Raw genomic sequence first — 25,956 nt, forward strand, 5'->3', positions numbered from 1 at the left:
CGGATTTCTCCTGTCCACCATATAAAGGTTCGAAGTTCTCACGTAGTCTTCCTGACCAGTTACGCCGAATTCGCCTCTGAGTACCAGAGAGAACATATGCCACCCCTCAAAAATAGGGAACAGGCAGATGCACGATCTAACTGGGTTCCAGCGGGATATCTTGTACGTAACCACCGGGCTCGAGGAACCACATGGGCTCGCAATCAAGGACGAACTCGACGACTACTACGAGCAGGAGATCAATCATGGCCGCCTCTATCCGAATCTCGACGATCTCGTCAATAAAGGACTGCTGGAGAAGGGTGAACTCGACAAGCGGACGAACGTGTATACGGTCACGCAACGGGGATTACGGGAAATCGAGGCGCGACGTGAGTGGGAAAGTCAGTATTTAGAAGATGTGAACGCACCCACTCCGTCGTAGAATCATTATAAAAACGGGACTGCTTTACCCACTTCCCACGAATCCACAGTAAGATGGCTCGGCTCGTCTTCTATCACCACCCCCAGGCCGAGAATTTCTCACTCAAATATAGCTCGGCATCGGTGGCAGAAATCCTGTCTCAGCGAGAGCAATCCGACGAGTCGACAAAGCTCATCGGGTACCCCTTTGACACACCGGTCTATGTGCTCTACGAAGGCGAGTCAGAGATCGAATCTGCCCAAGAGGTCGACTTCGATCAGGAATGGCTGAGCGACCGTATTCGTGACCTCCCCCGTGCTGGGCAGGTTGTCGCATTCCGATTAGTAGAGTTGCTCGAAGCCGCGGTCGATGTTCGCGATGAGGATGAGTTCCGGCTCTACAAGGAGTTCGAACCGCAAAAGATCCAGCAGGCACTCGATCACGTCTCTTGGGGAGATCCACTTCCGATTGTCGCTGGAGAGGTGATGTCGAATTTGATCCTCCGACATTCCCTCCCAAATGCGAATCACCGAACTGGCATCGCGATGCTGCAGTTCTGTATTGAGAGTGTGGACCCGGATTTTGAGATGCCACGAACGCACGTCGACGACGATACCTGGCGAGAGTGGGTCAATCCCTATATTGTTGATTCTAAGCGTCTCATCACGGTCCGCCGGAACAACCTCCGTTTCAAGCAACTCGAAGAGCTGGACGTCGACCTCGTCGAACGGAAAGATGGGATCCAAATCCGGTTAGCCGAGTTCGAGCTGGATATGCACTGGCGAGAAGCCCTCACAGAGTATGCTGGGCAGCACGAATCCCACTGTACGGACTTCGCGCAGGCAGTTCTCGAACGAGCAGGACGGGACGATCTACTTGACCGTCAAGGACCAACGAAACAAGAGTTCATCACGTATCTGGAGAACGGACTGGTCGAACGAGACTTCAGAGAAATGTTTTGATCAGTCGCGAAGCTCGGCGACCGACTGACCAACCTCACGGACGTGTTCACTTCGCTCGAGGTCGAGTTCCTCGGCGAGGTAGTCAACCGTCTCTTCGAGGCTCATATCGGAATGAAGTCCGTCTAACGGTATAAACCTAGTGCTGGCGCAACAATGTCGCCCATCAGAGGAAGCGTCTGTGTATACCAAACTTCGCACCCCTCGGGATAACTGTGGAATCGGTGACCGCATAGCGATACCCACCGAAATCACGCAGTGTCGCCATTTGCTGTCCATTAACCGAACTCAATTGAAAGAAGCTCCGAAGCGATCGGGAGCGTTTCAGTCTGCAGGTTGTGCGTCAGTCGCTGGTGTCCCGCTTGGAAGCTCGGGGATGGACAGGTCCACGCGGCGGAGCAGCTGAGCGTTGATCGCGACGATTACTGTACTCAACGACATCAGAAGTGCACCCACAGCGGGGGACAGCAGAATCCCAATCGGTGCCAACACGCCTGCTGCGAGCGGAATCGCGAAGACGTTGTAGCCGGCGGCCCAGACGATGTTCTCCTGCATCTTCCGGTAGCTCGCCTTACTGAGCTTCACCAGCCGAACGACGTCCATCGGGTTGTTCTGCACGAGAATAACGTCGGCCGACTGGACCGCGACGTCGGTGCCACTCCCGATCGCAATGCCGACGTCGGCTCGCGTCAGCGCCGGCGCGTCGTTGACGCCGTCGCCGACCATCCCCACGAGTTTGCCCTGGTCCTGGAGTTCCTGGACTTTCTCGTCCTTGTCTTGGGGTAGGACCTCCGCGAACACCGTGTCGATGCCCAGTTCGTCGGCGACAGCGTTGGCGACGTCCTGGGAGTCCCCAGTCAGCATCGCCACCTCGATGCCCAGATCGTGGAGGGCGTCGACGACGCGGAAACTCTCCTCGCGGATCACGTCGGCCATCGCGAAGGCGGCGATCAGCTCTCCGTCACGAACGAGATACACCACAGTCTGGGCGTTCTGACCGGCCTCGTCAGCGAAGTGCTGGAGATGGTCGGGAATTTCGCTATCGAGTTGGGCCAACAGGTTCGGGCCACCGACGTACACCTCGTTTCCGTCGACATTCGCCCGGACACCCTTGCCTTTAATCGCCTCGAAGGCTGTCGCGTCAGGAGTAGTTACATCTCGCTCGTCGGCGGCCTCACGGATCGCTCGGGCGATCATGTGTTCGGAGTCACTCTCGACGGCTGCCGCCAGCCCGAGCGCGTCGTCCTCGTCAACGCCGTCGACGGTCGCCATATCCACGACGCCGTGTTCACCCTCAGTAAGCGTCCCTGTCTTGTCGAAGATGATGGCATCCAAGTTCCGCGCGTCCTCCATCGCAATTCGGTCGCGGACGAGCATCCCGTTGCGCGCTGCAAGTGAGGTGTTGATCGCGACGACCAGCGGGATGGCGAGCCCGAGGGCGTGTGGGCAGGCGATGACGAGCACCGTCACGACTCGCTCGATGACCGTCGCGTCGAACGAGACTGCGACCGTCCACGCAATCGCGGTCACGACTGCCGCCCCGAGCGCGACGTAGAACAGCCAGCCGGCCGCCCGGTCGGCCAACACTTGCGTCTTGGACTTGCTCTGTTGAGCTTCCTCGACGAGGCGCATGATGCCCGCGAGTGTTGTCTCCTCGCCCGTCGCACCGACGCGAACACGGAGACTCCCGTCGCCGTTGATGGTGCCGCCGATGACCTCGTCGCCAGGCTCTTTCGAGACGGGCTTGGACTCGCCGGTGATCATCGACTCGTTGACGTCGGAGTCACCCTCCTCGACGGTGCCGTCAGCAGGGACACTCGCGCCCGGCCGGACGAGCACGAGATCGCCTTCCGAGAGCTCACTGACGGGAACTTCTTCGGTCTCCCCGTCGTCGGTGATACGCTCGGCGGTGTCTGGCATCAGTTTCGCCAGTTCGTCGAGCGCGCTGGAGGCCCGCCGGACCGACCGCATCTCGATCCAGTGGCCCAGCAGCATGATGTCGATCAGCGTGACGAGCTCCCAGAAGAACGCCGACTGCGTCGGGAACACCACGCTCGCGAGGCTGTAGACGAACGCGACGGTGATCGCCATCGAGATGAGCGTCATCATCCCCGGCGACCGATCTTTCAGCTCCGGTACCGCCATCTGGAGGAACGGCATCCCACCGTACGCGAAGACGATGACCGCGAAGACGGGGTTGATCCACTCGCTGCCCGGGAACGCGGGGACGGAGAACCCGAGCCACTCCTGCAGCATTTCGCTGTATAGCAGGACTGGGATCGACAGGAGCGTCGAGACGAAGAAGCGCCGGCGGAACATCTGCTCGTGGCCCTTGTGCATCCCGCCATGCCCCTCACCGTGGCCCTCATGGGAACCGTGGTCGTGTCCTTCGCCCTCGTGTCCAGCGTGCTCGTGCTGCTCGTCGAGCACTGTCTCACTCTCCGCAGCAGGGTGTGCCTCTTCTTCCAGTAGGTCCTGTTCTACCCGCTGCTCGTCCGACTCGGCGTCCGATTCATCCTGCTCGCCGTGTTCGTGCTGGTGACTGCTGTCGTCCTGCTGGTGTTCCCCTCCAGGGAGATTCTCATTTGTATCTTTGTGGTCGTCCATAGCCCATATTCTCTGTAGAGGTGGATCCGCTGGCCCCCTGAATCTTCCCCACTGAACTGTACAGCAGGACCAGCGTAGCGAAGCTTCAAAGACAACGGTTGGCCGTTGTCTCGGAGTGGTCCGCGCGATTCTCAGGCGTAAGCGGTGTACCCGGCGTCTTCGACGGCCTCCACGAGAGCTGTGACATTTGCCTCACCATCGACGCTCGCCTGTTCGCTCTCCCTGTCGACGGTCACGTCAGTCACGCCGGATACCTCTTCGAGGGCCTCTTCGACCGTCTGCTCACAGTGACCGCACGTCATGCCTTCCACGATGATCGTCGTCGTCATACAGGGATACACACGGCCTCCTCTCTTTAGCGGATTTCCCCTTCGATCATACTGATATCGTGGGGCTCAAACTTTAGATTCAAAGCGATACCTGCGGCCGTAACGAACTAGACATCGGATGCGCCAGGTGTCAATAGCGAGAAGGCTCAAGTATCGTTGTGACGCTCCCTGTACGTCTTCGCCGCTAAAAAGACATAGAGTGCGCCGATAGCCCGAATGCCCAAGCGGAATCGCTCGTTCCATTCTATCGACTCTGGACGCTCGTACAGGAACGCGGTGGCAAATCTCTGATACAGGTCGGGAAATAAGAGGACTATCGCGCCGAACACGCCGGTAAGATTCATCAGCAACGCGTATGCTCGCCCGTTAAAGAGTGAAAGCGCAGCTATCAGAACACCCTCCGACCGGACTGCTGGACGTATCCACCCTCTCACTGTTCCCTCGTCTGGATTCGAAATCGCGAGTTTCTCGAAGAGCTCGACGATTTCGTCCGGGAACAGCGCTGAGATAGCGCCGAGGACACCGACGAGTGTTCGAATCATACGATATGGTACGACCGATATGGATATAACTCCCACTGCGACGCTACACTATCGAGAACGAGGGGAGTCCGAACAGTAGCGGCTTCGAACCGGGCACGACGCGCAGAGGCCGCTTGTCGAATGGGCGTCCTGAATCCTTATGGATTCGGGGCATACAGGGCGTAGAGGATAGACAGCATCCCGGCTGCGGTGACGAGTGCTGCGACGAATCCTGCTTCGAAGATCGACACCTGGAGGAGTTCGAAGAGGACGCCTTCAAGGAGGCCGCCAAGCCCGACCAATGCGAAGCCGGCGGCGACGTACAGGAGTAACTGCGTGTGATGCCGTTGGTATCCGCGATAGGCCTGGTAGGCGATCACCAGCGCCAGGGCGGTCGTGAACAGCTTGCCGATGACGAATAACGTGTGTTCCATGAGTCAGTCTCCCCGCATTTCCTCGAAGATGGACGTAATCCGGTCGGCGGGGTCCGGCCGAACATCGATCTGCACGTCGAAGCCCTCTGCTTGGAGGAGTACTTCGACACGCTCGAGTCGCGCCTCGTACTCGCTGTAGTGCCGTCCGCCGGGGTCGACGTGCGTGTACTCCTCGAGGAGGCCCTGCTCGACGAGGCGGGTGACACGCCGCGAGACGGTCGGGCGTGACATATCGCATTCCTCGCTGAGCTCCTTCGCGGAGAGTCGGTCGGTCTTCGTCGCCACGAGGATGTTGCGGGCGTACTCGTCGTCGAGTGTGGCGAAGATGTCCGACGGGTCGGCCTCCTCAGTCACACGTCCGTACTCGCTACAGGAGGGTAATATAGCCCGCCGGTTTTCTGACTCAGAACGCCGGCTCGCTATTATATCGTCTCTACCCGCCTACTGATAGTTGAAGGTGCAATAATTATGTCCACACTCGACTCCGGCATGAACCAGCTTGAGAGCAGAGTCGGCGGCCTGACCGTCGGCGGGAAAGTCCACAGCCTCAGCGCGTGGTTCGTGCTGGCGCTCCGTCTCATGATGGGCTACGCGTTCGCGTACTCCGGCTTCACGAAGATCACCGGCGAGTTCGCGGCCGGCGGCTACCTCTCGAACGTTGCGGCGACGAACGGCAACCCGCTGGCGGGCCTGTTCGCGTGGATGGGTTCGACGCCGTGGTTTGTCGAGTTCGCGAACGTCGCCGTGCCGTACGGCGAGCTGTTCATCGGCCTCGGCCTCCTCGTCGGCGCGTTCGTCCGCCTCGCGGCGTTCTTCGGCGCGCTGATGATGCTCATGTTCTACTTCGGCAACTGGGACATGGGTCACGGGTTCATCAACGGGGACTTCGCGTACATGCTCGTGTTCCTCGCGGTCGCCGCGTTCGCCGCGGGCCGCATCCTGGGCCTCGACCAGTACATCGAGAACTACGACGTCGGCGGCGAGACGCTCGTCGAGCGCTACCCCGCCCTCGAATACATCCTCGGCTAACCACGCCGAGACCGTTGGGAGTACAACAATGCAAAATCCAATTCAAGCACGCGGGATTCGTTCTCTGGGATTCATCGTCGTTGGGGCACTGACTCTGGCCGTCGTCGCCGGAATGGCGCTAACGCACGCGACCGTCCCAGAATCAATGATGTGGAGCTGGCACGACGGCATGTGGAACAGCGGCCACATGGCCGGCTGGGGTGGCTGGGGCTGGGGGATGATACTGTTCGGGCTCCTGTGGATGGCACTTCTGATCGCCCTCCCAGTCTACGCCGTTTACTGGCTGACAACGCGGTCCCCTACGGACGGCCATACTGATGACAGCGCACTCGCTGTTCTCCAAGAACGGTACGCTCGTGGCGAAATCGACGACGAGGAGTTTGATCGCCGTCGCGCCCGCCTGGTGTCCGACGACGATCGTTTCTGACCGCGTTGGTGTTACTGTCTGAGGAGGCGTCTGAGGACGTAGTGGAGGATTCCGCCGTGTTCGATATAGGTTACGGCGGCCGGCGTGCCGACCTGTGCTGTGACCGGGAACTCGACAGTCGACCCGTCCGCACGCTCGGCGATAACGGTCAGTTCGTCCATCACGTCGAGCCCGTCATCGAGGCCGTGGATCGTGAAGACCTCCGACCCATCCAGACCGAGAGATTCCCACGAGTCGCCATCATCGAACTGCAGGGGAAGCACACCCATGCCGACGAGGTTGTCGCGGTAGATGCGCTCGTAACTCTCGGCGATGGTTGCGCGGACACCGAGCAGGTCCGTTCCTTTCGCCGCCCAGTCCCGGCTAGACCCAGTTCCGAACTCCTCGCCAGCCATCACGACGAGCGGTATCCCCTCGTCCCGATAGCGGCGACTGGCTTCGAACACCGTGGTTTGTTCGTCGGTCGGGTGGTGGATCGTGTAGCCACCCTCGACGTCGTCGAGCATCTCGTTCTCGATTCGGACGTTGGCGAACGTCCCCCGCATCATCACCTCGTGATTGCCCCGACGTGCGCCGTAGGTGTTGAACTCGTGTGGCTCGACACCGTGATCGAGCAGCCACTGACCTGCGGGGAGGTCGGGACCGAACGGGCCGGCTGGACTGATGTGGTCGGTCGTAACGGTATCGCCGAGCGTCAGTAGACAGCGTGCGTCCTCGATATCGGCGACGCCGGGTTTCTCTACCGGGAAGTCCTTGAAGAACGGCGGTTCACGGATGTATGTCGAGTCCTCATCCCACTCGTAGACGTCACCCGTGGGCGCGTCGAGAGCAGCCCATCGCTCATCGCCCTCGAACACGGAGGCGTACTTCTCCTCGAACATCTCCGGAGAGACGTTCTCGTGGATTGCGGCCTGCACGTCCGCTGCGTCCGGCCAGATGTCCGCCAGATAGACTGGGTTACCCTCATCGTCAGTGCCCAGCGGCTCGTGTTCGAGATCGATGTCCATCCGCCCTGCGAGCCCGTAGGCGACGACGAGCGGCGGGCTCGCGAGGTAGTTCGCGCGGATCTTCGGGTGGATACGCGCCTCGAAGTTCCGGTTCCCGGAGAGAACGCTCGTCGTCCAGAGGTCGTGGTCGTCGATTGCCTGCTCGATGGGATCGGGAAGCGGCCCAGCGTTACCGATACAGGTGGTACAGCCGTAGCCGACGACGGCGTACCCGAGCTCTTCGAGATACGGAAGCAGCCCCGATTCTTCGAGATACTGCGTGACGACACGGCTACCCGGTGCGAGACTCGTCTTGACGTACGGCGGGACGTCTAGGCCTTTCTCGACGGCGTTCTGGGCGAGCAGTCCAGCAGCGATCATCACCGACGGGTTCGACGTGTTCGTACAGCTCGTGATGGCGCTGACGAGGACGTCTCCGTGTCCGATTTCGACCGTCTCACCGTCGAGGTCGACCTCGACACGTTTGGTTAACGGGTGCAGTTCCGATTCGGGTTCGACCTGAACGCCACCGTCGGTCTCCGCATCAGCTGCACCACCCTCACCGAGCCACCGCTGCAAGGCGTCCTCGTCGACATCATCGAGGTCGTCCTCGAACTCCCCGTGGAGAAGTCCCCGGAAGCTCTGTTTCACGTCCCCCATCGGAATCCGGTCCTGTGGCCGCTTGTGTCCGGCCAGACTCGGTTCGACTGTCGAGAGGTCGAACTCGACGACCTCAGTATATTCTGGTTCCTGTTCCCCGAACAGCCCTTGGGCTTCGAGGTACTCGCGAACGAGGTCGACGTGGTCGGGATCACGCCCGGTGAGTTCGAGATACTCGAGCGTCTGCTCGTCGACCGGGAACATACTGATCGTCGAGCCCTGTTCGGGCGCCATATTGGCGATCGTGGCCCGGTCGGGGACTGTGAGATTCTCCACACCGGGACCGAAGAACTCCACGAACCGGTCGACGACGCCGACCTCGCGGAGTCGTTCGGTGATGTGGAGCACGAGATCCGTAGCCGTCGCGCCCTCGGGTAATTCGCCTTCGAGACGGACGCCGACGACCTCGGGGAGTTTCATCGTGACCGGTTGACCGAGCATCGCCGCTTCCGCTTCGATGCCGCCGACGCCCCAACCGACCACACCGATGCCACCGATCATCGGGGTGTGGCTGTCCGTGCCGACGAGCGTGTCCGGCAGGAGCCAGTTCTCGCCGTCTTGCTCGCGGGCGTGGACGACCCGACCCAGATGTTCGAGATTCACCTGGTGGACGATACCGGTCCCCGGCGGGACGACGTTGAAGTTCTCGAAGGCGTTCTGCGCCCACTTGATCGCGCGATACCGTTCGGCGTTTCGCTCGTACTCCAGTTCGACGTTCTTCTCGTAGGCGTCCTCGGAGTCGAAGTAGTCGACCTGGACGCTGTGGTCGATCACGAGATCAATAGGAATCTCCGGTTCGACCAGGGTGGGATCTCGGTCTTTGCGGTCGACCTCGGATCGAAGGGCCGCCAGGTCGACGACTGCGGGTACACCGGTGAGATCTTGCAGGACGACTCGTGATGGAGAGAACGGAACCTCTGCGTCCGGTACGTCTGGCTTCCAGCCAGCAGCATTCTTGACATCCGCTGCAGTAACAGTTTCGCCGTCGGCGTTCCGGAGCACCGACTCAAGCAGAATACGGATGCTCACAGGGAGCGTGTCGAGGTCACAGAGCCCCTGCTCTTCGAGTGCTCGAAGATCGGCCATCTTGTACGTCGTCCCGTCGACGTCGAGCTCGCGGACGGCATCGAACGGAAGTGTATCAGTCATAGTATCTACACCTGGGATTGGCAGTCGTATCAATCCCTCTCCGAATCCGATTCGACGAGAATCGGGATTTGTTACGCAGAGGCATCGTATCCAGCGTCTTCGACCACAGTCACAAGCTCATCCCGTTCAGCGGACCCCTCGACCGTCGCGGATTCTGAGTCACGATCCGCAGTAGCGGACGTAACCCCCTCAACTTCTTCGAGTGCCTCTTCGACGGTCTGCTCGCAATGTTCACAGGTCATTCCTTCGACGGTGATTGTCTGAGTCATATCCATTCGTAGATAGGGGCGAGTATTCTATGTGGTTTTCTGCTTAGAATCCAATGTTGTCGCAGCCCTAGATCACCGATTTCGAAGGTGTGTTGTGGGCAACAATAATGTATCCTGCGAGACGAAGCGGTCGTATGCGCGATTTGGATGAAACCGACTTAGAAATCCTCTCGTTACTCGCTGATGACGCCCGCCGCCCGTTCAGCGATATTGGCGAGGAGGTCGACTTGTCGGGGCCAGCCGTTTCTGACCGGGTAAAGCGATTACAGGAAGCTGGCATCATTAACAACTTCACGATTGACGTCAACCGGGCTCATCTCCGAGCTGGTGTACCGGTATTTATTCAGGCCGAAATCGGCTCAGCGTCGTTGGAGGCCGCCCGCGAGCGGGCTCGAGAGTCAGATGGCGTTGAACACGTCTTCACGACCTCCGAAGGAGATCTTTGGTTCTATGCCCGTGTTGAAGCCCAGAACGTACGTCAGTGGGTAGATGGACTCTTTAACGAGATCGATGTAGCAGATTACACCGTCACACTAATTGACGAGCTTGAATGGACGCCGTCCGTTGATGGCGTCGAATTTGCACTCACCTGTGCTGAATGTAACAATACCGTTGATAATCAAGGTGAAACGACGAGAATCGACGGAGAGATCTATCACTTCTGTTGTCCGTCCTGTCTCACACGGTTCGACGATCGGTATCAGCGACTCGAAGAGGGAGCGTAACGCTGTCTTTGGAATCCAAATTTTCCTGCAGTCGAAACCCCGCCTCTCGAAGCAGTAAATCGCCTAAACCTAGACCCCGTATAGTAGAACAAGCATGACAAGCCAAACAATCCATCTTGATATCACGGGAATGTCCTGCGCCAACTGTTCGGCGACGATCCAGGACACTCTCGAATCGCTCGACGGGGTATCGGAGGCGGATGCGAACTTCGCCACCGACGAGGGTTCCGTCACCTACGACCCTGAAGAGGTATCGCTCAAAGAAATCTACGACGCGATCGACGAGGCCGGGTACGGCGCAGTCTCTGAGACGGTAACGATTGCCATCTCCGATATGACCTGTGCCAACTGCGCCGAGACCAACCAAACCGCTCTTGAAAATATTCCGGGCGTCGTTAATGCGGAGGTCAATTACGCAACCGACGAAGCACAGGTCACCTACAATCCTGCGGAAGTATCTATTGGTGCGCTGTACGATGCTATCGAGGAGGCTGGCTACTCGCCCGTCCGCGAAGATGGTGCCGACGAAGAGTCGGGCCAGGACGCACGAGATGCCGCCCGTCAAGCCGAAACTCGGAAACAACTCAGGTTGACCCTCTTTGGGGCAGTGTTATCGGCACCGTTGCTCTTCTTCCTCATCGACAATTATCTGCTCGGTGGCGCGATCGTCCCTGAAGCCGTCTTCGGTGTGGAACTTGGCTGGGTTGAGTTCCTCCTCGCCACGCCGGTACAGGCGATCCTCGGCTGGCCGTTCTATAAGAACTCGTACAAGGCGATCGTGAAGAACGGCCGCGCCAATATGGACGTGCTGATTGCGATCGGTTCAACAACGGCCTATCTATACTCTGTGGCAGTCCTTGCTGAACTCATTGCAGGTGGACTTTATTTCGACACGGCAGCCCTCATCCTCGTGTTCATCACGTTGGGTAACTATCTCGAAGCTCGGTCGAAGGGCCAAGCGGGTGAGGCCCTCCGAAAGCTCCTCGAAATGGAAGCCGAAACGGCGACCATTGTCCGCGAGGACGGCAGTGAAGAAGAAGTTCCACTCGAAGAGGTCACAACTGGTGACCGGATGAAAATTCGTCCAGGTGAGAAGATTCCCACAGACGGTGTCGTTGTCGACGGTCAGTCTGCCGTCGACGAGTCAATGGTCACTGGCGAATCTGTGCCTGTCGAGAAAGAGGAGGGCGATGAGGTCGTCGGCTCGACGATTAACGAGAACGGCGTCCTTGTCGTGGAGGCGACGAAGGTTGGAGAAGACACGGCCCTCCAACAGATCGTCCAGACAGTCAAGGAGGCCCAGTCGCGCCAGCCCGACATCCAGAATCTCGCCGACCGCATCTCCGCGTACTTCGTGCCTGCGGTCATCGCGAACGCCCTTCTCTGGGGTGTCGTCTGGTTCCTGTTCCCCGAGGCTCTCGCTGGCTTCGTCGACTGGCTCCCGCTGTGGGGTCAGGTTGCTGGCGGCCCGGCCCCGGTCGGTGGGACCGTTTCAGTCTTCGAGTTCGCGATAATTGTCTTCGCGTCCTCGATCCTCATCGCCTGTCCCTGTGCGCTGGGGCTGGCGACGCCCGCAGCGACGATGGTCGGGACGACGATTGGTGCCCAGAACGGCGTCCTGTTCAAGGGCGGTGACATCCTCGAACGCGCAAAAGACGTCGACACGGTCGTCTTCGACAAGACGGGCACCCTCACGGAGGGTGAAATGGAACTCACCGACGTGGTCGTCTTTGATAGCGATGGAAATGTGGTGACTGACGGTGGCGAGCCGACCCCAGATGGTGGACAGCTCAGCACCCGTGAGCGCCTCTCAGAGGATGATGTGCTTCGACTGGCGGCGATAGCTGAAAGCGGCAGCGAACACCCGCTCGCCCGTGCAATCGTCGAAGGGGCCGAAGAACGCGGCCTGGACGTGACTGAGCCTGACGACTTCGAGAACGTTCCGGGCCACGGGATCAAAGCAGTCATTGGTGACAGCGAGGTGCTGGTCGGCAACCGCAAGCTGCTGCGGGACAACGGGATCGACCCCTCTCCCGCTGAGGAGACGATGGAACGCCTCGAGAACGAGGGGAAGACGGCGATGCTGGTCGCCTACGAGGGGGAGCTCGTGGGTGTGGTCGCCGACGCCGACACAGTGAAGGAAAGCTCCAAGCAGGCTGTCACAGCACTCCAAGAGCGGGGAGTTGACGTGATGATGATTACGGGCGACAACGAGCGAACTGCCCGTGCGGTCGCTAAACAGGTGGGTATCGACCCGAAGAACGTCCGCGCAGGAGTCCTTCCTGAGGACAAGTCCAACGCGGTCGACAGTATTCAAGACGAGGGCCGGCAGGCGATGATGGTCGGTGACGGCGTCAACGACGCTCCGGCACTCGCGGTCGCACACGTCGGGACAGCAATCGGCTCCGGCACCGACGTCGCCATCGAAGCTGCAGACGTCACGCTGATGCGAGACGACCCGCTCGACGTGGTAAAGGCGATCCGAATCTCAGACGCGACACTCCAGAAGATCAAACAGAACCTCGTGTGGGCGCTCGGTTACAACACGGCGATGATTCCGTTAGCGTCGCTCGGCCTCCTCCAGCCCGTGCTCGCTGCAGCAGCAATGGCGTTCTCGTCGGTGTCGGTGCTGACGAACAGTCTCCTGTTCCGGCGGTACACCCCCGATCACGACTACAAGCTCTTCGGATTTCTTCGCTAACCGTCACCTCTAGATCAATGTCGAATATTTCCCGGCACACGGTTCGAAGGTACCTCGTCGAGACAGCCAGTAGCGAACCGACATACCTCCGGGCTCGCGAGATTGCCAGCGACCTCGACGGATCTCCCAAGGCAGTCGCGCAGTATCTCAGCCAGCTCCAGGACGAACTCACAATCGTTTCACTCGAACAGTGGGGGCGCTCGAAAAGCACGACGTGGCGATTGGAGGTGAACGGGTCGTGAGTACTGTCACCCGCCGCGTCGAGACTGTCCTTCCGGAGACCGGCTCACGCGAGTGGTGGGCGCTGTACCTGCTGGCCCCGCTCGTCCTCCTCGGTGGGGGCATCCTCGTGTTTCCGACGTTGGTCTACGACCGGTTCATCTGGCAGTATCTCTGGGGACCAGTCGTCGCCGATGCGGCCGGTCAGCCAGTCACGCACGAGGGGGTTCGTGCTGTCCAGGGCTACAACGCGGTGAACACGGTAATCTACCTCGCGGCAGTCGTATACAGCCTCCCCGGACTACGTGCGTATCTCGACCAACTCGACGTCACGTTCGACGCACGACTGGCCTACGGGTTCGCTCCGATCATCATCGCAGGTGGGGCGATGCGCGCCCTCGAGGATCTCGGGCTGCTCGGGGACTACGCGGTGTGGTTCATCACGCCATCGATTTACATCGTCGTCACCGCTGTCACCATCCTCGCGCTCGGTGTCGGTGCACTCTTGCGTGACCAAAATATCGGATCTATCCCGCTAACAGTCGGGCTCGTCGGGTCGGTGTGGGCTGTCGGGGCCGTCTGGTGGGCTGTTTGGCACGGCCTCTCGACATCGACCCCACTCCGCCTATGGGTTCCTGTCGCGACGACGGGGATAGCGCTCGGCGTAACCGCACTCTACTACTGGGGCGCGAGTTTCGTCAATATCACACACCTTCGACACCCGCTAATTCTGCTGGCCGTTTTCGGCCAGTTGTGGGACGCTGCGCAGAATCTCATCGGTGTGACGTTCCTCGGCTACTCCCCAAAGCTGGTCGTGACGAATCTCGTGTACCAGGCGACTGGATTCTCCGGATCGACGTTCGTGCTGAAACTCGTCGTGACTGTCGGCATCGTGTGGTATCTCGCCGATGCGAAAGAGGAGATGAATCACACGTGGTGGTGGCTTATGACGTTCTTCATCGGAGCGATCGGACTCCCGATGGGCGTTCGTGGGTCACTTCGGATGCTGTTGGGAGCTTAACGATGGCCTCAAAGATTGGCAAAAACCGATGACACGAACGTCCAAAATTGCGGTAATAGGTGGAGGGATGGCCGGGCTTGCAGCAGCTGCTGGATTCGACGACGCTGGATTCGTCGTCGAACTATATGAGCGGCAGTCCTACGATAGCAAACGCGTTAATTGCGGAGAAGCGATGACAGCGGTATCGAAGATCCCACTCGAGCCGACTGTAGAGAACGGCTTTCTCAATCCGCTGCCAGCGATGGAAGTGGAGGTGTATGACGGAATCGACGCCGATCGCCACCGCACTGGAGCCGGCACCTTTCCTGCTGCGGATACATATATAACGGACCGAAATGTCGTTGAGCAGTCCTGGGCAGAACAACTCTCAGAGAAGGGTGTTGACATCCACGAAAACCAGTCTATCACACGGACAGATTTCCACGAGTTCACCGATGAGTATGATCTCGTCGTTGATGCAACCGGTCAGCCATCACTCTCTAGTAAAGCGCTCGGAACAACCAACGAGTATTCAGGATATATGGTAGCGCTTAACAGTGATGTCGAAGGGGACTTCACCGAGTTGTACCCGAACAGCCGGATAATTCTGGAGAACTATACAGGGTACTCGTGGGCATTCCCGAAGACATCGCAACGAGCCAACGTTGGTATCGGCTGGACGGTCAGTGACCGGCCTAGTGATTATATGAAGGCATTGAGGGAAGCCTGTAAGCGGAATGGGTGGCCAGTCCCGTCGCAGGAACGGACGAACGTCGCAATCATTCCCGAGGGACCCAGTCTCGATCCCGACAGAACCTATCTACCGGAGCATTCCGTCGTACGGGTTGGTGATGCTGCGGGGATCGCAAACCGACTCACTGGAAAAGGAATTTCACAGGCCGTTGAATCGGGATTCTTGGCCGCAGAGTTGGCTAACAGCGGCCAATTACACAATTTTCCTGACAGTTTATATCAGAGGATGAAAACGGAGTACATTTTCGCCACAGTTGTGAGATACTTTCTTGAAACTCGTAATCCCAAGGTTCTGGGAGCAGCAATTCGTGCCGCTGCCGGGATCGATATTGAAGACGTTGACCGGTCTCCGAGTACAGTTCTACTGCGTCTCCTCCGCCACCCTGTTTTGTTTGCCCGTATTTTCTCGAGACGACGAGTTTTAAACCGTGTCTATGGAGGAATGACTAACCAATGGGAGTTGATTAATTGACATCCGCTCGAGTTAAATTCTCAGAATCTGTTAGCTACTGGGAGGATCGGTAAGTACAGAGGATTAAATCAGCAAATGGAGTCCCTCAAGCGAATTTTCCGAGATCCAGAATTCGGTGGGCTCGGCTTCATCAGTGTTCCCGCTTACACGCCCCAGCACACAATCAGTCCGTAGAGGGTGACCGAATTCCTTCTTGAGAATCATCCAACTCACCTCGGATATCCGCGTTCCTGAAATGAGCCCCGACTCTTAGAAATCACGAACACCATCAATCTTTTTTACTACATCTGACAAAATCAGCCGTGAGGTGAAGTATGCCATGTCAACTCAATCCATCCGTACGAATTTTCTCGGAACCGAGACGTCGTTCTCGGTCTCGGGAGCCTGGTTGTCGTATTGGATCCTGCTGCTCCGGCTGACCGCCGGGTGGTGGATGCTCCACGCTGGCCTTGACAAAATCTGGGCGTGGCCCTTCGACGCCAGCTGGTTCGTCGGCGGAGCCGCTCAGGGCACGATTCTCGCCCCCTTCGTCACGCCGTTCAGCGACGGCATCCTGTTGGCGTTCGTCAACGTGGCGGTACCGCTTGGGCAAACCGCCATCGGTCTCGGGCTGATACTCGGTGTCCTCACGAGGACCGCCGCCTTCTTTGGTGCCTTCATGATGCTGTTCTTCTACTTCATCAACGGCTACGGTGGCGGCTGGGCCAACGGTATGGTCACGGGTGAACTCCTTGGGATCATGGTCTTCGGAACCATTGTGGCACTTGGAGCGGGCGGCGTCCTGGCAGTCGATAACCGCCTGCGTGAGATGGAACTGTTCGAGAACACGCGATTACGGAAACTCCTCGGGTGACTACCAATGAGTGACTTATCAACGGCAGACCAAATCGCCATGTACGTCGGCGGTGGCCTGGTTGTCTTGGGCGTCGTCGTGATCGGCCTGCTCGACATGCTACTGGGAGCCGGGCACCCAGTCGATAGCGAGGGAGCAATCGAACACGCTGCAGTGGTCCCCATCGACATTAGGGCGGGCATCATCCTGCTCGGCTTGGTGATTTGGGGACTCGTCGCCGTTTACAAGTTTGCCGCAGGGTCGGCACCGTCGGGATCGACTACGGGCCAAACCCCATCCGGCATGGACGACTAGTTCAACAACTCAGTCCGTGGAGCCATTTGCCAGTTAACTTTTCGCGTTGCTCGCACTAACGTCCATCTGATGCACCTAAACGTGAAGACAAACACGATTTTTAGGAGTAGCCCTGTCGTTTCTTGGTTTTCCTTCTGGTCAGTACGCGCGCTTTATTCAGCAGAACGAACTTAACACTCTTTGGTTTGGTAGAAGAAACGGGGATTAATACGCAATTAGAATTTCCGAATTTAAGACTGAAATTAGTATATTACAAATAATATTTCAATATAGCCTTGACTTCCGATTCTGGTTTGTCTTTCGAAGAAAGGTGTACGGGTGTTTTTTCAATTCAGCTGTCCTTCGGTTAATCGTTAGAACGGGGTAATCTGCTTCCTCGATCACTTGAGCTGCGACGCTTCCCTGTAATAGCCGACGAATGCCAGTCAATCCTCGTGTCCCCATTGTAACAAGGTCGATGTCAGTCACCTCAGTGTATTTGAGAATCTCCTGCTGAGGTTGACCAAAGCTCAACGTAGTTCGGACAGGAACGTCCAAGGTCGCTGCCTTCTCCGTAATGTCCTCCAAGAGCCGAGTTCCCCGCTGTTCCCAAGAGTCAGTGACCTCTTCCCACGTGAATCCAGGCCGACTCGAATAGGACTGTTCGGAAATGATAAAAAGTCCATGTAGGGTTGCATCATACCGTTTAGCAATTTGTAGCCCATGTTTGAAGGCCACAGATGCCTCGTCGTATCCATCCGTAGGCACGAGAATATCTGTGAACTGACTAGTAGATATAGTAGGCACTAGAAGTAATTGCTCACTTTAGGAACAGAGAGTTTGTCGAGAGCGGTGTCGATCGCTGTTGTTAGCTCGTCGAGCGAGTCAAAGAAGCGGTTGCTCAGAGCCTTTTGCAACTGTCTCCAGCATTCTTCGACCGGATTCAACTCCGGTGAATACGAGGGTAACGTCACGAAGGCGAGGTCGTCACGGGCCGCCAGGTCCGTGACGGCCGACGCCTGGAAATACGGCGCTCCGTCCAACACGACGATCAAGTTATCTTCGAATTCTTCACATAATGCTAAAATAAAATGTTTTGCGTGGTCGGCGGTGACGTACTCCTCAAATCGGGAGAAGAAGCGATCACCGTCCTCGGTGATCGCGCCCAGCAGACACGTCCAGTCGCGTTGGCCAGAAAGTTTGACGGATGGCCGTGTGCCGCGCGGAAACCACGCGGCACGCGGCTCAACTTGCACGGATTTCTTGGTTTGATCGATACAGACTACGGTGGCGTCCATCTCCCGCCGCTTTTTTTGAGTTCTTCGTGGAACGTTTCTTGCTCGTCCTCGTCGGCTTCGGCGGCTTTTCGGCGCGGTTTTTGATAACTCAATCCCGCTTCTTTCAGCAACCGCCGGCAACTCGGGATTGAGTACTCGACGCCGTAGGTTTCTTCGAGATATTCCTGAGCAAGCGCCGGCGTCCACGCCGGCGCGTGAAGCCCGACTGCTTCAGGTGGTTCGTGAACAGTTGCTTCGAATTCTCTTTGCTGTGATTCTGATAGCTTTCGTTTTCTCCCAGTTCGTTTATCATCAGATACAGCCTGCTCAAGCGACTCGTCAGTGTCGAGTCGCTTGAGCCAGCTATAGATTGTGCGCCGCTGAACGTCGTACCACTCGGCTAGCTCGGTCTGCGTAACACCGTTCTTGTACGCAATAGCCGCTAAGAGTCGCTGTGTCGGCTTCTTCTCGTCCACGTTGTCAAGGGCATCTTGCAATTCCTCGACGGAGATCTCGTCGAGATGATCCATTATCTCCTACAACACTCTGCGGGCAGAAAGTTCTAACGGTTACTATAACTCTCCTACCGGATCAGAGGGATCCATATCAGGTATCGTCAAGACAGGAAGGGTCTTCACTGCTCGTGATTGTCGTGTGGTGGATCGTGACCCATAGGTTTAGAATTGGTTCAGACTCCAGTATTTATATAGGACACAGATAGGAATCCGTTGGTATACTCGAACGATAGTTCGGGATTGTGAGGTACTAACCGTTGATTGTGGAGTCAGAAAAGCCAAACCGTGCAGCACGGCTCAAATCGCTATGTATCCCGACTTTGGATTGCTAAGAACAAATTGCTTGATTCAGGCCCTCGTACCATTGATGTGGGGTGAAACCGAATGGCAACTGATCCAGTCTGTGGAATGGACGTCGATGAAAGTGATCCGGCGGCCACAGCTGAGTACGACGGTCAGACGTACTACTTCTGTGCCGAGGGCTGCAAGGAGACGTTCACCTCGACACCGGAGGAGTACGTCTAACCGTCACACCCCACACCTGCGTCGTAGCTCCCCCACACCCACCCCCATTCCGCCTTTCGATGACCCAACCAGAACTTGACGACACGGATCGCGAAATCCTCCGTCTTTTAGCGGAGAACGCGAGACGACCCTACAGCACTATTGCTGAGGCTGTAAATCTTTCACCCCCGTCCGTTTCAGCACGCGTCCGTCAGTTGGAGCAAGAAGATGTCATTCGTCGATTCACCGTTGATCTCGACCTCACACAGTACGAAAACCGGATACACGTCATGGTACGCCTCCAGCCTGAGCTCGGAAAGACGGATTCTCTTCGAGAATCGATCCTCGAGACCCCAGCCGTAGAACACGTATTCACAACTGCGGAGGGCGAAATCGTAGCTGTTGCGACGCCGCCGCGGAATACAGTCGGAAACTGGGCGCAGCAATATCTACCACTGACTGACGTGCGGCGATACGACGTACAACTGCTGTCGAACGCTGCTCAATCAGCGTATGCCGAGGGGACTGAATCCGCACTCAAATGTGCAAATTGCGGAACCACTGTCGGTGAAGACGGACTAGCCACCCGTGTCGGTGGTTCACTCCAGCAGTTTTGCAGTGAGAACTGTGAAACAACGTATAGGGAACAGTATACAGAAAGTCAAGAGAAATCTGATGCTTAGAGTCTAGCATTAGCTGTATACTCAATTCCTGATTGCTTACGAGTTTGCTGCAAATAGTTTTGATTTGAAACAGTAATCGCAGTGAATTAGAAGCGTGTGTATACACCTATGGAAGCGTCCACAACCACCAAAGGAGAAGCTACAAGCAACAAGGTACTCGTCCGTGCTAATGAGATTGAAAAAACGTACGGATCGAGTTTTCCATTTACGCGGTCAGTGACCGTCCTCACCGATGCCGATCTCGAAATTCGGACGGGGGAAATCGTCGGGATCGTCGGCGCGAACGGGTCGGGCAAATCCACGCTCATGAACATCCTCGTCGGTGTCCTCGAACAGGATTCCGGAACAGTCGAACGGACGGGAACCGTTGGCTGGTGTCCACAGGAACCACTGCTTTACGACCGCTTGACGGTCGGAGAGACGTTCCGACTGTTCGGTTCCGGATACGGAATGACCGCCGAAGAAATCGACGAGGCCAAACACCGCTTGGCGTCGAAACTCGATTTCGAGCAGTACCTTGACTACCGAATCGACCAACTCAGTGGTGGAAACCGGCAGAAAATCAATCTCAGTATCGCCCTGATGCACGATCCGGACGTCCTCATGCTGGACGAGCCCTACACTGGATTCGACTGGGAAACGTATCTCACGTTCTGGGATCTCGCCGAGGAACTCGCTGCCGACGGAACAGCTGTCACGATGATTTCACACCTGATCGAAGAGCAAAGTCGTCTCGACCGCATCTATGAGGTTCGTGACGGACAGGTCTACGACGTGACTGACCAGGAAGGCGAGACTGATGCAACGGCCAGTGAACGGGGGGAAGAGACCGATGAATAGGGTTTGGACGGGGATTCGGGCGAACGTCTCCACCTTCCTCAGAACCCCCCTGAATGTTGTCCTAGCACTTCTCCTTCCGATTGTCGTTATCGAAGGCTGGGGACAAGCAATGGCTGGGTTACCAAGTATGCCGACGGTCGAGGCGATTCCGATCGAGCTAGGTCGCCTTCTCGGAGCGATATTCGGGGTCGCCATCATTGCCGGCCTGATGGGACTCGCGCAGATGATTAGTGCGCGTGCAGCCGATCGGCGACTCGTTCAGACAGGCTATCCACCCCGAACACTGCTTGCGACTCGATTAGCGGCGCTCGGAGGAGTGACCGTTGTCGTGGCTGCCGTAAACTACGGCGTTCTCTGGCTGACGATTTCACCGGGAGCCCCTGTCCTGACGTTCGTATTCCTCGTACTTGCCGGCCTCGTCTATGCGTTTCTTGGCGCACTCGTCGGGGCGCTCCTTCCACGACTGTTCGAAGGCTCGCTCGTCGTGGTGTTCCTTGCAATGATGGATGCGTTCCTCAGTGGCGACAGTCCGCTGGCCGCCGACGTTCCCGAGTTCGTGGAATACTTCCCGCTCTATCATCCAAAGGAACTCCTTCAGGAGGCGATGTTCCAAGGCACATATACGACGGGTGATCTCGGCTTCGTCGCCGGATACCTGCTAGTCCTGCTTGTACTCGTCACCGCAGTGTTCGGAGTGACGATGCGCACCAGTGGTGGGTGGTCCGCATGAGTCGTACGACAACGGCGTTCACAATCGGCATCAAAGAACAGGCGCGAAACTACGTCCTCGTCGCTCTACTGGTCGTCCTACCGGTCTCGTTCATCACGTTGGCGTTCGCAGTCACCCAGGACGTCGAGATGCCGGTTCGGACGCTCGTCGACGGTGAGACGGTGACGGTCATGCGAGGGATGCCTGAGGTCCACGGCGTGATTATGACGCCGATTACGAGCGCCCTCATCGCGGGACTCGCCGGGTTGTTCCTGATGCGAGAAGCCAAAGACACAGACGGTCGTCTGGCAGTCGCCGGCTATCGTGCACGACAGGTAATCACTGCCCGGTTTGGGGTCCTCGCAGCAATCACTCTCATCGTTACCGGCGTCTCAGTCGGCGTGATGCTCGTCGATTTCCAGCCTGAGCATCTCTGGTGGTTCGTCGCAGCGATGCTCGTCGTCTCGGTCACGTATGGTCTCATCGGGATGCTCGTCGGGGCCGTTTTCGACCGCCTAGCCGGGATGTGGCTAATGCTGATTCTCCCGATGCTCGATATCGGACTCTTCCAGGATCCGCTGTTCATCCAGTCCGAGCCCGAATGGTGGATGAAACTACTCCCCGGCTATTGGCCCGTCCGTGTGATGGTCGATACCGGACTCACAACGGACGTAGATACGACTCTCTCATTGGTGTGGGCTACTGGATACCTCCTCCTCGTAGCTGTCCTCACAATCGGCGTCTACTACCGAATTACACAGGAGAAGTAAGATCAGGCCAGTAGACTACTTACTCCGGTAACTGTAGGGGAGAAGACCCAAACAGCACTATATCCAGCTTCGCTCAATTGGATAGTTTGACTCGGATTTCACTACGACCGTCTGATCGGGCAAACGGTTCGGTGGACTCTGGTTGCTGCTGTGTCCCTCGTTCTCTGGGCACCGATGAGTGCGGCTTACGTTCCGCGGAGAAGTGCCGCGGCGTAGGAACAGGTCTTCGAAGGACTCCTGAGCGAGGGACCTCAGGCGTGTAGAAATGGCGACGACACCGCGCCTTACCGAGATGGGTCTTCACTCCCAGTCTCCAACCGTTCACGACGCTTCTGGAACTCTTCTTCGTCGATCTCGCCTCGTGCGTAACGACGTTGGAGGGTTTCCATAGCGGAATCGTCACTCTCTGGAGGTGCATCGCCTCGACCCATTGCCCAGTAGAGGAAGCCGCCGACCAGCCCCAGCATCCCGAGTGCCCCGCCGACGAACGGCAGCCCACCGAACCATCCACCGTTCCGGCCGTGCATCATCCCTGGACCCATCATTCCGCCATCGGTACTCCCACTGCCGTCGACGTCCGAGCCGACGGCAACGGCGCCGTTCTGGACGATCGTTTCGCTGTCTGGGACCTCGCCGTCCGGGATCGGGCTGTCTTCAGCTGGACCGCCAGGGCTACCAACGACGATGCGACCGACCATGCCGACCGTCTTGTGAGGGATGCAGTAGTAGTCGTACGTTCCGGGCACCTCGAACGTGTGCTCGAAGCTCCCCTGCGAGATGGTCCCGCTGTCGAAGGCGGTGGCGTCGGCGGGAACGCGGTCCGGATAGGCCGTCGCCGAGTGAGCTCCGGCTGCTATCTCGAAGCGGACGGTCGTGCCAGGTTCGACGTGGAGCCCGATCGGGTCGAAGTAGTTGTTGCCCATCTTCACGACGGGCGTCTCCTGTGCGGCGACTGGTTGGGTGAATCCCGCACTCGCGACTGTGCCAGCACCGAGCGCTCCCAGGAACTGGCGTCTACTGTAGTCTGTCATTGTAGCTGGTTGGCTTCTGTTATCCACGGATGATGCTGGCGAGCCGGTTCGTGAGTCCGGGCGATTGCTGGCCGGCGCTCTCGATGGCAGCCTCCAATTCGTCCCGGTCGACGATGCCGATGAACTCGGCCGTCTGTTCCCCGTTTGCATACACGAGCGTCGTTGGCGTCTTTCGGACACCGTACTCCTCGGCCGTCTCCAGATCGGTCTGGATGTCGACCTCCCGGAACTCGACATCCGGATACGCATCTTCGATACCCTCGTTTTTCTCTCGCTGCGTTGCGCACGCTCCACAAGTCTCCTGTGTGAACAGGATAACTTCCGTCATAGTAGCTAGTATGGTCTTATGCTTTTAGCACACTTCTATTCACATCCGAAATCTGTGAGGGTCACAGATTTCGGATTCCAAGGGGCCGGACGTGAGTAACGCCGGAGGTTGGTGGTCGGACCGTCACTCCGAGCGTTCGAGCTTGTTCCGACGCGCCTCGAACTCTTCCTCGGTGAGATCTCCGCGGGCGTATGCCATACGCAGCTCCTCCATTGCGGGATTCCGCGACGACTGCGATGCCGTCACGCGACGGAAGACGAGATATCCGCCACCGAGCAGGAGGAGGAGGAAGACCAGCTGGACGAGCATCCCGACGAGTGGCCACCAGCCGCTGGTCGTCCCGTATCCACCCATCATTCCACCGTATCCCATCATCCCGCCGAATCCCATCCCCATCGTGAGCAAGGGGAGGACGATGATCGCCCCGAGGATGAGGAGGACGATGGTTGTGGTGTCGAGTTGGTTTGATGATGTCATGGTTCAGATCTCGGTCGATGATTCGAGTTCGTCCGCGACGCTGGCGAGAACGCGTTCGAACCGGTCGTGGACCTCGTTCGCGATCGAGTCGAGTGCCTCGTTGTCGGCGATGCCGACGAGCTGTTGTGGGTCGACGGCACTCACCATGACCTCGCCGCCGTCGGTTTCGTAGACAATGACGTTACACGGGAGGAGTGCGCCGAGTTCGATCTCTTCGTTCAGGCCCTCGTGTGCCAGCCCCGGGTTGCACGCACCGAGGATGCAGTACTGTCGAAACTCCTCGCCGAGTTTCTCCTCGAGCGTCGCTTGGACGTCGATGTCACAGAGGACGCCGAATCCTTCGTCTTTGAGCGCCGCAATCGTCGTGTCGACGACGTCGTCGAACTCACCGGTGACTGAAGTCTGTATTGTGTATTCCATGAAGTATCATACCCCGTCTACGGGGTTAACGGTTGGGTGCCGCAACGGCGGCCGTTGGGAATATGATGTATCGGCTGGAACAGCAGCTGCTCCAGTCATCCGGTGCGTTCGAGCTGTTCTCGCCGCCGATCGAATTCGTCATCCGAGAGCTCTCCGCGGGCGTAGCGCTCACGGAGAACCGACAGCGACTGCTCTTCGTTCCCACCGGAGCCTCGATTGAGGAGCGCATAGACAATGTAGAGCGGAACGGCGATGAGGAGCCCCATCCAGAGGAACCCCCAGAGCCCCATCGCTCCACCGAAGAGGCCCCAGCCGCCCCCCATCATGCCGCCGCCGTAGCTCCCACTACCGTGGGCAACAGCCGGTCCAGTCGCCGCAACTAGCAGCGGGACGGCGAGGATCGCGAGTCGCCGAGCAGTGCGTCCGATGTGAGTGGTGAGTTGCGTCATTATCTTGCGTTGGTGAGTTGTGGTGTTCGATTGGAGCGATCGAAACGGCCAGAGCCGTCAGCAGTGGCCCTGCCCGTACATCCCGCCGTTGTAGCCGTCGTCAGCCCCGTCGTGGTATTCCCCGTCAGCCATGTCCTGGGCCATCTCGTCGACGGTCACACCCATGTGCGACTCCATCCACTCGACGCTACCCGGGCCCATGTGTTCGGTCATCTGTGCCTCCATCCAAGTGGCCCATTCATCTGCGGTGGCATTGTCCGTAGGCGCGTCGTCAGCGGTCGTTGCGTTGTCGTGTGCGCTGACTGCCGGTGCGGCGAACGCGAGTCCGACAATCGCGAGCGCCACGAGCAGCCACCGGCCGAGTTTGAAGTTGGTCATTGTCTCTCTCCTCGGTTACTCGTAGGCCTGCTCGGGAGTTATCGACATGGGTGTGAATCCATACAGGAGAACGTTCGAGAACGTCTATAACATCTTCTAACCGTTTTGCTCGAGGGAGACCGTTCATACCTACGGAATTCGAGAGGGAGAGCGCCCGATAGATAGCGACTATTTTCCCGGTTGTTGCTGCCGAAGGTCATCACTCGGATACACACGATAGGTCCGACCCTGTCGTTCCCGATACAGCAGACCTCGCTCCTCGAGTGAACTCACGGTCTGGCTTACTTTACTCTTCGAGAACTCAGATCGATCCCGAAGTTCAATCTGCGTGATTCCGGGGGAGTTCAGGACGGGTTCGAGGACGCGTCGTTCATCATCCGGTAAGAGATCGAGAACGCGTGCTTGGGGGTCCGATTCAGGATTGATAGACGTCGCCGGTGCAGCGTCATCATCCATCGACGTAGCTGTTGCCGCCGATGTCTGTGCAGGATCGACAGGCGCCGTTGTGTCGGCCACTTCTGGATCGGTGAGTTCTCCCCGGACCACGTAATAGACGCCACCGATAACGCCAGCAACCAGCAGGGTTCCAACCACGTACCAGAGGGGGTCTGGGCCGTGCATCGTTCCCATAGATGAACCCATCATTGACCCCATCGATTGCTCGATAGCCCGACGCTGTTGATAGGCCCGCCAACTGAGTACCCCGCCGGCCAGGAGAACGAACCCGAGAAGCACACCGACGACAGTATCTGCTCGACGGCGATTCATATGACAGCCCCGAGTTGCGGGATTTGACTATTCATACC

Annotated in this window: 32 protein-coding genes; 16 read left to right on the forward strand and 16 right to left on the reverse strand. The window is 58.0% G+C overall.

Annotated elements, in window-relative coordinates; genetic code table 11:
- The first annotated feature begins 127 nt into the window (after positions 1-127).
- Both E3374_RS12295 and E3374_RS12300 read left to right on the forward strand, forming a co-directional pair.
- Positions 128-424, forward strand: coding sequence for a PadR family transcriptional regulator (locus E3374_RS12295; RefSeq protein ID WP_006183479.1), 297 nt, complete (start codon positions 128-130; stop codon positions 422-424).
- A gap of 53 nt (positions 425-477) precedes the next feature.
- Positions 478-1,365, forward strand: coding sequence for a hypothetical protein (locus tag E3374_RS12300; protein WP_103992914.1), 888 nt, complete (start codon positions 478-480; stop codon positions 1,363-1,365).
- A gap of 321 nt (positions 1,366-1,686) precedes the next feature.
- Here E3374_RS12300 and E3374_RS12305 read toward each other — a convergent pair whose 3' ends face one another.
- The 5 genes from E3374_RS12305 to E3374_RS12325 all read right to left on the reverse strand — a co-directional run bounded on the left by E3374_RS12305 (position 1,687) and on the right by E3374_RS12325 (position 5,607).
- Entirely contained in the window at positions 1,687-3,969 is a 2,283-nt protein-coding gene (locus E3374_RS12305; protein WP_099254158.1) for a copper-translocating P-type ATPase, read from the reverse strand.
- Between the two features lie 131 nt (positions 3,970-4,100).
- A complete protein-coding gene (locus E3374_RS12310; protein WP_004594582.1) occupies positions 4,101-4,298 on the reverse strand; it encodes a heavy-metal-associated domain-containing protein in 198 nt (65 codons plus the stop codon).
- A 146-nt stretch (positions 4,299-4,444) separates the two neighbouring features.
- On the reverse strand, positions 4,445-4,840 hold the full coding sequence (locus tag E3374_RS12315; protein ID WP_004594583.1) for a hypothetical protein: 396 nt from the start codon (positions 4,838-4,840) through the stop codon (positions 4,445-4,447).
- A gap of 137 nt (positions 4,841-4,977) precedes the next feature.
- Positions 4,978-5,253 (reverse strand): DUF7521 family protein, encoded by a 276-nt coding sequence (locus tag E3374_RS12320; RefSeq protein ID WP_004515576.1) that lies wholly within the window; start codon positions 5,251-5,253, stop codon positions 4,978-4,980.
- A 3-nt stretch (positions 5,254-5,256) separates the two neighbouring features.
- Positions 5,257-5,607, reverse strand: coding sequence for an ArsR/SmtB family transcription factor (locus E3374_RS12325; RefSeq protein WP_049938495.1), 351 nt, complete (start codon positions 5,605-5,607; stop codon positions 5,257-5,259).
- Positions 5,608-5,721: 114 nt separating this feature from the next.
- Here E3374_RS12325 and E3374_RS12330 point away from each other — a divergent pair, with 114 nt between their 5' ends.
- A complete protein-coding gene (locus E3374_RS12330) occupies positions 5,722-6,282 on the forward strand; it encodes a DoxX family protein (RefSeq protein ID WP_011222420.1) in 561 nt (186 codons plus the stop codon).
- Positions 6,283-6,310: 28 nt separating this feature from the next.
- The gene (locus E3374_RS12335; RefSeq protein ID WP_134671633.1) at positions 6,311-6,709 is read left to right on the forward strand and encodes an SHOCT domain-containing protein; all 399 of its coding nucleotides are present in this window, start codon (positions 6,311-6,313) and stop codon (positions 6,707-6,709) included.
- 11 nt (positions 6,710-6,720) lie between these two features.
- On the opposite strand, the gene acnA is transcribed toward E3374_RS12335, so the two are convergent.
- Together acnA and E3374_RS12345 are read right to left on the reverse strand one after the other, a co-directional pair.
- Positions 6,721-9,504 (reverse strand): aconitate hydratase AcnA, encoded by a 2,784-nt coding sequence (acnA, locus tag E3374_RS12340; protein ID WP_011222418.1) that lies wholly within the window; start codon positions 9,502-9,504, stop codon positions 6,721-6,723.
- A gap of 71 nt (positions 9,505-9,575) precedes the next feature.
- Positions 9,576-9,773 (reverse strand): heavy-metal-associated domain-containing protein, encoded by a 198-nt coding sequence (locus E3374_RS12345; RefSeq protein ID WP_049938510.1) that lies wholly within the window; start codon positions 9,771-9,773, stop codon positions 9,576-9,578.
- A gap of 134 nt (positions 9,774-9,907) precedes the next feature.
- Here E3374_RS12345 and E3374_RS12350 point away from each other — a divergent pair, with 134 nt between their 5' ends.
- The 7 genes from E3374_RS12350 to E3374_RS12380 all read left to right on the forward strand — a co-directional run bounded on the left by E3374_RS12350 (position 9,908) and on the right by E3374_RS12380 (position 16,790).
- A complete protein-coding gene (locus E3374_RS12350) occupies positions 9,908-10,498 on the forward strand; it encodes an AsnC family transcriptional regulator (protein ID WP_049938493.1) in 591 nt (196 codons plus the stop codon).
- Between the two features lie 94 nt (positions 10,499-10,592).
- Positions 10,593-13,199, forward strand: a complete 2,607-nt coding sequence (locus E3374_RS12355) for a heavy metal translocating P-type ATPase (protein ID WP_004594598.1) — start codon at positions 10,593-10,595, stop codon at positions 13,197-13,199.
- 17 nt (positions 13,200-13,216) lie between these two features.
- A complete protein-coding gene (locus E3374_RS12360; RefSeq protein ID WP_004594599.1) occupies positions 13,217-13,441 on the forward strand; it encodes a DUF7123 family protein in 225 nt (74 codons plus the stop codon).
- The gene (locus E3374_RS12365; RefSeq protein ID WP_004594600.1) at positions 13,438-14,439 is read left to right on the forward strand and encodes a DUF63 family protein; all 1,002 of its coding nucleotides are present in this window, start codon (positions 13,438-13,440) and stop codon (positions 14,437-14,439) included. Before E3374_RS12360 ends, E3374_RS12365 begins: the two co-directional genes overlap by 4 nt.
- A gap of 67 nt (positions 14,440-14,506) precedes the next feature.
- Positions 14,507-15,643, forward strand: a complete 1,137-nt coding sequence (locus tag E3374_RS12370; protein WP_004594601.1) for an NAD(P)/FAD-dependent oxidoreductase — start codon at positions 14,507-14,509, stop codon at positions 15,641-15,643.
- Positions 15,644-15,962: 319 nt separating this feature from the next.
- Positions 15,963-16,496, forward strand: coding sequence for a DoxX family protein (locus E3374_RS12375; RefSeq protein WP_004594602.1), 534 nt, complete (start codon positions 15,963-15,965; stop codon positions 16,494-16,496).
- A gap of 6 nt (positions 16,497-16,502) precedes the next feature.
- Positions 16,503-16,790, forward strand: a complete 288-nt coding sequence (locus E3374_RS12380) for a hypothetical protein (protein ID WP_004594603.1) — start codon at positions 16,503-16,505, stop codon at positions 16,788-16,790.
- Positions 16,791-17,054: 264 nt separating this feature from the next.
- Here the strand turns inward: E3374_RS12380 and E3374_RS12385 are convergent, their stop codons facing one another.
- On the reverse strand, positions 17,055-17,576 hold the full coding sequence (locus E3374_RS12385) for a universal stress protein (protein WP_345890594.1): 522 nt from the start codon (positions 17,574-17,576) through the stop codon (positions 17,055-17,057).
- Positions 17,576-18,576, reverse strand: a protein-coding gene (locus E3374_RS18105; protein ID WP_136689348.1) for an IS630 family transposase whose coding sequence is annotated in 2 segments (ribosomal slippage) — positions 17,576-18,084 and positions 18,084-18,576 — 1,002 coding nt in all. Because the reading frame shifts where the segments join, the coding sequence is not laid out codon by codon here. Before E3374_RS18105 ends, E3374_RS12385 begins: the two co-directional genes overlap by 1 nt.
- A 369-nt stretch (positions 18,577-18,945) precedes the next feature.
- On the opposite strand from E3374_RS18105, the gene E3374_RS12395 reads away from it, so the two are divergent.
- The 5 genes from E3374_RS12395 to E3374_RS12415 all read left to right on the forward strand — a co-directional run bounded on the left by E3374_RS12395 (position 18,946) and on the right by E3374_RS12415 (position 22,067).
- Complete coding sequence (locus tag E3374_RS12395; protein ID WP_011222411.1) at positions 18,946-19,086, forward strand: YHS domain-containing protein; 141 nt, start codon at positions 18,946-18,948, stop codon at positions 19,084-19,086.
- A gap of 59 nt (positions 19,087-19,145) precedes the next feature.
- Entirely contained in the window at positions 19,146-19,748 is a 603-nt protein-coding gene (locus E3374_RS12400; protein ID WP_004594609.1) for an AsnC family transcriptional regulator, read from the forward strand.
- A 216-nt stretch (positions 19,749-19,964) separates the two neighbouring features.
- Positions 19,965-20,588 carry an ABC transporter ATP-binding protein gene (locus tag E3374_RS12405; protein ID WP_004594610.1) on the forward strand — a complete coding sequence of 208 codons (624 nt, stop codon included), beginning with the start codon at positions 19,965-19,967 and terminating at the stop codon, positions 20,586-20,588.
- Between the two features lie 109 nt (positions 20,589-20,697).
- Positions 20,698-21,318: an ABC transporter permease gene (locus E3374_RS12410; RefSeq protein WP_204365968.1), complete on the forward strand. Its 621-nt coding sequence runs from the start codon at positions 20,698-20,700 to the stop codon at positions 21,316-21,318.
- Positions 21,315-22,067 (forward strand): ABC transporter permease, encoded by a 753-nt coding sequence (locus E3374_RS12415; protein WP_004594612.1) that lies wholly within the window; start codon positions 21,315-21,317, stop codon positions 22,065-22,067. Before E3374_RS12410 ends, E3374_RS12415 begins: the two co-directional genes overlap by 4 nt.
- Positions 22,068-22,351: 284 nt before the next feature.
- Here the strand turns inward: E3374_RS12415 and E3374_RS12420 are convergent, their stop codons facing one another.
- From E3374_RS12420 to E3374_RS12450, 7 genes are all read right to left on the reverse strand, one after another.
- A complete protein-coding gene (locus E3374_RS12420; RefSeq protein ID WP_004594613.1) occupies positions 22,352-23,098 on the reverse strand; it encodes a plastocyanin/azurin family copper-binding protein in 747 nt (248 codons plus the stop codon).
- A 19-nt stretch (positions 23,099-23,117) separates the two neighbouring features.
- Positions 23,118-23,426: a thioredoxin family protein gene (locus E3374_RS12425; protein ID WP_004594614.1), complete on the reverse strand. Its 309-nt coding sequence runs from the start codon at positions 23,424-23,426 to the stop codon at positions 23,118-23,120.
- Between the two features lie 123 nt (positions 23,427-23,549).
- On the reverse strand, positions 23,550-23,903 hold the full coding sequence (locus tag E3374_RS12430) for an SHOCT domain-containing protein (RefSeq protein WP_004594615.1): 354 nt from the start codon (positions 23,901-23,903) through the stop codon (positions 23,550-23,552).
- Positions 23,904-23,906: 3 nt separating this feature from the next.
- Positions 23,907-24,323, reverse strand: coding sequence for a DUF302 domain-containing protein (locus tag E3374_RS12435; RefSeq protein ID WP_004594616.1), 417 nt, complete (start codon positions 24,321-24,323; stop codon positions 23,907-23,909).
- 95 nt (positions 24,324-24,418) lie between these two features.
- The gene (locus E3374_RS12440; RefSeq protein WP_004594617.1) at positions 24,419-24,772 is read right to left on the reverse strand and encodes an SHOCT domain-containing protein; all 354 of its coding nucleotides are present in this window, start codon (positions 24,770-24,772) and stop codon (positions 24,419-24,421) included.
- Between the two features lie 57 nt (positions 24,773-24,829).
- Entirely contained in the window at positions 24,830-25,150 is a 321-nt protein-coding gene (locus E3374_RS12445) for a hypothetical protein (RefSeq protein ID WP_004594618.1), read from the reverse strand.
- Positions 25,151-25,318: 168 nt separating this feature from the next.
- Positions 25,319-25,918, reverse strand: coding sequence for a helix-turn-helix transcriptional regulator (locus tag E3374_RS12450; RefSeq protein ID WP_011222408.1), 600 nt, complete (start codon positions 25,916-25,918; stop codon positions 25,319-25,321).
- Positions 25,919-25,956: the final 38 nt, after the last annotated feature.

The organism is Halorhabdus amylolytica (assembly GCF_004944975.1).
GTDB lineage: Archaea > Halobacteriota > Halobacteria > Halobacteriales > Haloarculaceae > Halorhabdus > Halorhabdus amylolytica.